8 protein-coding genes are annotated in these 8,013 nt (G+C 70.8%); 1 reads left to right on the plus strand and 7 read right to left on the minus strand.

Annotated elements, in window-relative coordinates:
- From KILIM_RS21120 to KILIM_RS21135, 4 genes are all read right to left on the minus strand, one after another.
- The coding region (locus KILIM_RS21120; RefSeq protein WP_006594798.1) for an LLM class flavin-dependent oxidoreductase at positions 1–921 on the minus strand (921 nt) is incomplete at its 3' end.
- Entirely contained in the window at positions 918–1,337 is a 420-nt protein-coding gene (locus tag KILIM_RS21125) for a tetratricopeptide repeat protein (RefSeq protein WP_006594799.1), read from the minus strand. The genes KILIM_RS21120 and KILIM_RS21125, both read right to left, overlap by 4 nt.
- Positions 1,338–1,396: 59 nt before the next feature.
- Positions 1,397–2,740 (minus strand): M18 family aminopeptidase, encoded by a 1,344-nt coding sequence (locus KILIM_RS21130; protein ID WP_006594800.1) that lies wholly within the window; start codon positions 2,738–2,740, stop codon positions 1,397–1,399.
- Between the two features lie 220 nt (positions 2,741–2,960).
- Complete coding sequence (locus tag KILIM_RS21135; protein WP_006594801.1) at positions 2,961–3,707, minus strand: SIR2 family NAD-dependent protein deacylase; 747 nt, start codon at positions 3,705–3,707, stop codon at positions 2,961–2,963.
- Positions 3,708–3,806: 99 nt separating this feature from the next.
- Here KILIM_RS21135 and KILIM_RS21140 point away from each other — a divergent pair, with 99 nt between their 5' ends.
- Positions 3,807–4,508 (plus strand): bacterial proteasome activator family protein, encoded by a 702-nt coding sequence (locus KILIM_RS21140; protein WP_006594802.1) that lies wholly within the window; start codon positions 3,807–3,809, stop codon positions 4,506–4,508.
- Between the two features lie 128 nt (positions 4,509–4,636).
- On the opposite strand, the gene KILIM_RS21145 is transcribed toward KILIM_RS21140, so the two are convergent.
- The 3 genes from KILIM_RS21145 to KILIM_RS22930 form a co-directional block, all read right to left on the minus strand.
- Positions 4,637–6,082 carry an alanine/glycine:cation symporter family protein gene (locus KILIM_RS21145; protein WP_006594803.1) on the minus strand — a complete coding sequence of 482 codons (1,446 nt, stop codon included), beginning with the start codon at positions 6,080–6,082 and terminating at the stop codon, positions 4,637–4,639.
- Between the two features lie 102 nt (positions 6,083–6,184).
- Complete coding sequence (locus KILIM_RS21150; protein ID WP_006594804.1) at positions 6,185–7,165, minus strand: hypothetical protein; 981 nt, start codon at positions 7,163–7,165, stop codon at positions 6,185–6,187.
- A 103-nt stretch (positions 7,166–7,268) separates the two neighbouring features.
- Positions 7,269–8,013, minus strand: a 745-nt coding sequence (locus KILIM_RS22930) for a CPBP family intramembrane glutamic endopeptidase (RefSeq protein WP_006594805.1), incomplete at its 5' end; no start/stop codon positions are given.

The following is an 8,013-nucleotide window of genomic DNA, read 5'->3' on the forward strand; positions in this document are numbered from 1 at the left end:
GTCGTCGGGGTCGTCGGAGTCCCCGGGGTCGCTGGCCGAGCCGGCAGCCCGGTGAGCCGCGACGAGTTCCCTCGTGGCGGGGGCCACCTCACTGGCGAAACGGGCCAGCGTGGCGGGGTCGTCGGTGCCCAGGATGAAGGTCGACATCCCGTCGCCGATCGCCAACTGCGCCAGCTGCTCGGCCCAGTCCGCGGCGCTGCCCCGCAGGAAGTCGGCGGAACGCCCGAACGACCCGAAGATGTTGTAGATGCGCCGGATGTCGGCGGGGTCGCGGCCGGCGGCCAGAGCCGCCTCGTCGATGCGGGCGTTGAGCGCGGGCAGGGCCGGCGGGTCGGCGTAGCCCATGCTGGGCACCCAGGCGTCGGCGAGGCGGCCGGTGAGCCGCAGCATCCGTGGCTTGTACGCGCCCAGCCAGATGGGGATGTCGCCGACCGGAGTCGGACCGGCCCGCAGCCCCTTCGTGCGGTAGTGCTGCCCGTCGTGGTCGACGCGGCCGCCCCGCCAGAACGCGCGCAGCACCTCGATCGCCTCGGCGAGCGCATCGACGGCCTCCCCGGGCGTGCGGCGAGGCCCGCCGGCAGCGGCGATGGCGTCCCAGAACGCCCCGGCGCCCAGACCCAGCTCGACGCGACCGTCGGTGAGCAGCGACAGGGTCGCCGCGGACTTCGCGAGGATCACCGGATCACGCAGGGGCAGGCTGGCGACGTTCGGAGCCAGGGAGATCGTGCTGGTGCGTGCGCCCAGGAAGCTCAGCAGCGTCCAGGTGTCCAGGTGGGCGGCCTGGTAGGGGTGGTCCTGGATCGAGATCAGATCCAGCCCGGAGCCTTCGGCGAGCGTCACGAGGTCGAGCAGCGCCGGGGTGGCGTCCGCCTTCGGACTCGGGAAGAGCCCGAAGGCGAGTTCGTGGCCGTAGTCGGTCATCGCGCCCGCCCCCGCAGCAGCGCCACGCCCTCGTCGTCGGCACCCAGCAGCGCCTCCAGCCGCGGCAGCAGGGCCGCGACCTCGTCGTGCCGGCTGCGCCGCTGCAGCACGCGGGCCAGCAGCAGCGCGGCGTCGGAGTCGGTGGGGTCGGCGTCCAGCGCCTCGCGGGCGAGTGCCTCGGCCGGGCCCAGGCGGGCGGTATGGAAGTAGGCCCGCATCAGCTCGGTGCGCACCGCACCGACCTGCTCGGCACCGACCTGCTCGGCGCTTGCCGTCTGCGAGTCGGCCTCGCCGCGCACCCGGTCGAGCAGCCCCTCCAACACCTTGGCCGCCCCGGCGGGATCGCGGCGAGCGAACAGTTCCTGCGCCCAGCGGAACTCGTCGTACGCCGAACGCTGCATCGACTGCATGGTCATCGTCTGTCTCCTGTCGTTGACAGCCAGACCAACAGCAATACCCCCACAGGGTATTCCAGTCACACCGCGGCTGGGGCGAGCATCGCGGTCAGCGCCGCCACGTACATGGCCGGGTCGGCGACGCCGCACAACTCCCGGGCCGAGTGCATCGACAGCATCGGGGCGCCGACATCCACGGTGACGACGCCGGTGAGCGCGGCGGTCATCGGTCCGATCGTCGAGCCACACGGCATGTCGGAGCGCACCACGAAGCGCTGCAGGGGCACCCCGGCCTGCTCGCACGCCAGCGCGAAGGCCGCCGCTCCCGGGGCGTCGCTGGCGTAGCGGCCCTTGACGTTGACCTTGAGCACCGGGCCCGCGTTGACCGCGATGCGGTGCGACGGCTCGTGCCGCTCGGTGTAGTTGGGGTGGGTCGCGTGGGCCATGTCGGCCGAGCAGACGAGGCTGTCGGCCAGCGCCCGGTGCAGGTCCTCGCGGTCGCCGCCCTGGGTCAGCACGACCCGCTCGAGCAGGCCCGGCAAGAACTCGCTGAACCCGCCGCGGTTGGTCATCGACCCGATCTCTTCGTGGTCGAAGAGCACCAGCAGCGGGATGTGCGAGCCGCCGCCCGCCATTGCCGTGTCGGCGTCGATCAGCGCCCGCACGCCGGCGTAGCAGGTGGCCTGGTTGTCCAGTCGCGGCGCGGCGATGAGGTCGCGGGCGTGCCCCAGGCGGCCCGAGGGCGTGAGGTCGAACATCATCAGATCGTGGGCCAGCACGTCGTTCGGCTCGACGTCCAGCAGCCCGGCGAGGTACTCCGCGAGGGTCGGCGCGCCGCCGGTGGCGCCCCAGATCGGCGCCAGGTGTTGCTGCGGATTCAGCCGCACCCCCTCGTCGGCGATCGATCGGTCGAGGTGGATGGCCAGGTGCGCCACCCGCAGCAACGGCTCGCTGACCTGCACGAGGCACATCCGCACGCCGGTGGGTTCGTCGGCGTCGCGGACGGCGACCCGGCCGGCGAGCCCCAGGTCGCGGTCGAGCCAGGTGGTGATCAGTGGCCCGCCGTAGACCTCGACGCCGAGCTGGTCCCAACCGAGCGTGCGCACGTCGGCGTTCGGTTTGATCCGCAGATTCGGGGAGTCGGTGTGGCCGCCGAGCACCCGAAAGCCGGTGGCCGGGCCGGTGGAGGCACCCGCTGCCGCGGCGGTCGACCAGGCGGCGATCGTGCCCTCGCGCCGCACGAAGTATCGGCCGGGCTCGCGTGGCCACGCGTCGCGCTCGGCGAGCTCGGTGAAGCCGGCGTCGGTCAGCCGCCGGGCCGCCTCCTGCACGGCGTGGAAGGGGGTCGGGGAGGCGTCGATGAATGCGCACAGGTCGGCGGCGTGGCCATCGACGTCCAGCTCCAGTGAGGTCGGCGTCGGCATGACCCCACACTAGGCAGCCCGCCCGGCCTGTGACCGCTGCGCACCAGGGCCCTCGCGACGGGCAGACATATGTTGCGGTGGTGAACTAAGTACATGCCCCCCTCGGGCGGCCCCACTGGGATCGCAACACCGCAGGTCATGGGATTGCGCTCGATGACGCAACAAAGACCATGTCATTAGTTCACCACCGCAACAATGCGATCCGGTCCCCGCGGCTCGGCTAGCGCTGCTCCAGCCAGCGCGGCAACGTCTCCTGGCAGTCGCCGATGACGTGCGCGTGGAACGGGTCGAGGCGGGGCAGCGAGTCGTCGACGTTGAGGTTGACGCACAGCGCGCCGTGGTCGCGGGCCATGGGCACGAGCCATATCGCCGGCGTGACGAAGGCGGAGGTGCCGATCGCCAGCATGAGGTCGGCATGCTCGACGGCCTCCTGCGCCGCCTGCCAGGTGTGCGGATCCAGGGTCTCGCCGAAGAGCACGACGTCGGGGCGCAGCTGGCCGCCGCACGCCGGGCAGGGCGGCACGTGCCCGGGCGGCGGGGGCGGCCCGGCCAGGTCGCTGCGCCCGCGGTAGCCGCACGCTGGGTTCAGGCAGGCGGCGCGCCCGGCGCTGCCGTGCAGTTCGAGCACGTCGGTCGAGCCGGCGTCCTGGTGCAGGCCGTCGATGTTCTGAGTGATGACCCGCACCCCGAGCTCGGCGAGTACCTGGTGCGCGGCGGAGGGTCCCGCCATCAGCGCGCGCCGCCGGATGCCGCCCCAGACGTCCCAGAGCGCAGGCACGTTGCCGGGCAATTCGTGCGCGTGCATCGCGGCCTCGACATCGGGCTGGGCGGTCCACAGCCCACCGGCCCCGCGAAACGTCCCGAGCCCGGCGGCGGCGCTGATGCCCGCCCCGGTCAACGCGACGACATTGTGAAATCGGCCCCGGGGTGCGATGTCGGCCAGGTCGACGTGGGTCGGCTCACGCATGCCCCATTGTCCGCCACCCGCACGGTGTCTGCAGGGGATCGACGCGCCCGCCCACCTTCCCGAGCGGCCCTCCCGCGTGGGTCACGGCACGATGGAGCCATGAGCGAGCAGACGCAGGGACCCGACCCGCACGACACGCGTCCCGACCCGCAGACCGACGAACACCCCACCGCCGCGGCCAGCAACGGCGCGCCCAGCAACGGCGCGCCCAGCAACGGAGCGGCCAGCAACGGAGCGCCCAGCAACGACGCGGCCAAACACCCCGAGGGAGAGCGCATCGTCGTCCTGACCGACCGCGGCATGGGGGTGCACGACCCGGGCGAGACCGGCGACACCCCGACCGACCTCATCGAGCAGCCGGCGAAGGTCATGCGGATCGGGGCGATGGTCAAGCAGCTGCTGGAGGAGGTGCGCAGCGCCCCGCTGGACGAGAAGGGCCGCGCGCGGCTGGCCGAGGTGCACCGGCGCTCGATCCGCGAGCTGGAGGACGGCCTGGCCCCGGAGTTGGTGGACGAGTTGGAGCGGATCACGCTGCCGTTCACCGACGATGCCCCCAGCGACGCCGAGCTGCGGATCGCCCAGGCCCAGCTCGTCGGCTGGCTCGAGGGGCTCTTCCACGGCATCCAGGCGGCGCTCTTCGCCCAGCAGATGGCGGCCCAACAGCAGCTGCAGCAGATGCGCCGGGCCCTGCCCGGTCAGGTGCTGCCGCCCGGTACGGGCGCCGCGGGGCAAGGTGGCCCCGGGCCATTCGGGCAACTGGGCCAGAAGGGCGACTCCGGCCCCACCGGCCAGTACCTGTAAGACTCCTGCCCACCGGCCAGTACCTGTAACCAGCAGCAGCTGTCACAAGCAACGGGTGCGCCGGGCACCCAGACAGCAATGGATCCCCGCGGCCAGGCCGCGGGGATCCATTTGCTCGAGCGCCGGCGCTAGTCGCGGGCCACGGGGTTGGCGCGTTTGTCGCCCCAGACCTCTTCGAGTACCCCGGGTGGGCGCTCGGTGAGATCGTCGACGTCGAAGGTGGCGTCGACCGCCGAGGGTTGTTGCTCGAAGTTGGCCAACAGGGCTACCACGTACTTGCCGAGGAGCAATAGCGCGACGAGGTTGGTGACGGCCATGGCAGTCATCGCGATGTCGGCGACGGTCCACACGATGGTCAGGCTGACGAGCGCGCCGGTGATGACGGCGACGACGACCACGCAGCGCATCGTGATGTCGCCGACGCGGCCGCCACGCAGGAAGTCGACGTTGATCTCCGCGTAGGAGGTGTTACCCAGCACCGAGGAGAAGGCGAAGACGAAGACGAGGAACGTCATGAGCGGGATCGTCCAGCCGCCGAGCTCCGCGGCGATGGCGTTCTGGGTCAGCGCAGCACCGGCCTCCGCCCGGGTCGTCACGCCGGGCGTGTAGACCGCGGGGCCGGCGAGCAGGATCATCGTGGCCGTCGCCGTACACACGATGATCGTGTCGACGAACACACCGGCGGACTGGATCAGGCCCTGCTGCACCGGGTGACGCACGGTGGCGGTCGCCGCCGCGTTGGGCGCCGATCCCATGCCGGCCTCGTTGGAGAACATGCCGCGCTGCACGCCGTTCATCAGGGCGGCGAGCATGCCGCCACCGGTGCCGGCCAGCGCCTGCTCCAGTCCGAAGGCGCCCTTGAAGATGTCGGCGATGACGCCGGGCACCGCGGGCAGGCTGGTCAGCACGACGACCACGGCCAGCAGGAAGTAGATGAGTGCCATCAGCGGGGCCATGATCTCGGTGACCCGGGCGATGGAACGCAGCCCGCCGAAGATGATGACGCCGGTCAGTGCCGCCAGCACCACCGCGGTGACCACCGGGCTCACACCGTGCCCGGACTCGAGCACGCTGGCGATCGTGTTGGCCTGCACCATGTTGAACGCGAGGCCGAACGTGAAGATCAGCAGGCAGGCGAAGAGCACTCCGAAGGCCCGATTGCCCAGGCCCCGCTGGATGTAGTAGGCCGGGCCACCGCGGAAAGTGCCGTCATGGTGCGGCTGCTTGTACAGCTGCGCGAGGGTGGCCTCGACGAAGGCCGTCGCCATACCGATGAGCGCCATGACCCACATCCAGAAGATGGCTCCCGGGCCACCGACGGCCAGGGCGATCGCCACGCCGGCGATATTGCCGGTGCCCACCCGCGAGGCCAGGCTGATCGTGAACGCCTGGAACGAGGAGATGCCGCCCTCGGACCCGGTGCGCGACTTGAGGATGACCTTGAGCATCGTGCCCATGGTCCGGAACTGCATGCCCTTCATCCGGATCGTGAACAGGATGCCGACGATCGCCAGCATCGGTACAAGGACGTAGGTGGCGAGGTTGCCGCTGACTGATTCGAGGAAATCCTCCACGAGGGGCGCTCCTTGTCTTTCCACGGATGGTGCGTGGAAGCTATCGGACAAAGACACGCCCACGAGCCCCCGGCGTGCACCGGGACTCAATCGTTACGAGCCTCACTCGTAGAGCACGTACTCCGGCTTGGGCGTCAGCGCGAGCACCTCTTGGGGAGTCATGAGCTTCCAGTTCGACTGCGCGGTGTCTTCCTCGTAGAACAGCTTGAAGCCCGGATGCACGTGCGGCGGCTTGACCTTCATGATCGCCGCGTACGTCTCTTCCTTCATCGCCTTGGAGCCGATGCCGTCGACGCTGACGATGTTGACGACGCCCGGGTGCTGCTTGAGGTCCTCCGGCTGACGAACCCAGTTGGTGCGGATCATGTGGTAGAGCACGACCTTCTCCGGCAGGTGGTTGTCCCGCACCAGGTCGGAGATGTACTTGTTGACCTCGTTGAGCTCCTTGCCGCTGGTCGAGCCGAACTGGCGCATCGGCTCCTGGTTGGGCCCCATCCGCCATTCGGGGTCCATCGCCAGGCCGACGTCGGGCTCCTTGAGGAACTTCTCGTACGCCTTGACCTCGGTCGGAAAGTCGGCGCGCCCCGGCTGGATGGCCAGCAGCAACATGCCGTCGACCTTGCGCACCGCGTCGAGGTGCGCTTGCACGCGGTCGTCGGTCGAGCGGGTGCGGCATTTGGGGGCGTTGCGACACGGATGCACCATCGTGGCGATGAATTCCAGCGTCGGCATGATCTTGCGACCGTCGACGGCGTACGGCTTGGCGCGTTCGAGGATCTCCTTCATGCGGTCGTCGATATTGCCGACGCCCGCACGGCCCAGGCCGGGGCCGGTACCGATGATGCCGGAGTACCCGACGAGCCGGTAGTCGGGAAAGATCTTCGTGCCGCCGCCGGGCAGTTCTTTTTGGGTCGGAGTCGGAGTGGGAGTCGGCGTCTCTTCCTGCGGCTGCGTCAGGGGCTGGCCGGTGCCCGACACCGACGGGTCTTCGGCGGCAATCGAGCAGGCGCTGAGCACAAGGCTCGCGGTGACCGCCGTGACGGCGATCAGGACCTGGGCGCGGCTGCGCCGGGGCGTGCTCATCGGGCTCCTCTTCATCGTCTCGCTGGCGGTCATCGTAGGCGCTGCGGGCGAGCGCGCCGCGCACCCGCTCGGGGTGTGGCGCAAACGCCTCCAACGGGGCGCCTCAGAGCCCCGCCGTCAACGCCCACAGCGCCACACCCGCGACCATCGCGTTGTTCACCGCATGCAGGATGAGCGGCGCCCACAGGCTTGCGTAGTGCACCCGCAGAAAGGCCAGCCAGGCACCGAGGAACAGGATGTAGAGCACGGCCTGCGGGGCGACGTGCACCGCGGCGAAGACCACGGTGGCCAGCGCCCCCGCAGCCAGCACCGGCATCCGGGAGCGCAACCAGTCCAGCAGCAGCCGCCGAAAGAGCATCTCCTCGGCGAACGGGACGACGACGGCCACCGCCAGCACGGTCGGCAGGACGAGCGCCGGACCGCCGACCGCCAGCACCTCCTGGGTGACGTCGTCGGACTCCTGCGGCGAAAGCCCCAGCAGCGTGCCGAAAACTGCCGTGAGCAGCAGCGAGGAGAGCATCATCAGCGGCAGCTGCCAGGTCAGCCCCCACAGGGAGCGCCGCGCTCGCACGAAGCCCCACTGCGCCAGGCCCCAGCCGCGGCGGCGACCGACGAACCAGGCGCCGACGAACATGCCGACCCCGGCGCCGACGAGCAACCAGGCCAGGCCCGCGGGCCCGGCGAGGAAGTAGCCGAGGAATCCTGCGGGGGCACCGAACGCGACGGCACCGAGCAGGGCGGCGAGCATCCCGAGGGCGACGAGCCGCCCGGGCACCGGCGGCAGCCTTGGGTCCGGCTCCTCCCAGGGTGCGACGGCGGCATCGGATCCGGTACGCGACGGCGCGGCC

Source organism: Kineosphaera limosa NBRC 100340, from assembly GCF_000298215.1.
Taxonomy (GTDB): Bacteria; Actinomycetota; Actinomycetes; order Actinomycetales; family Dermatophilaceae; genus Kineosphaera; species Kineosphaera limosa.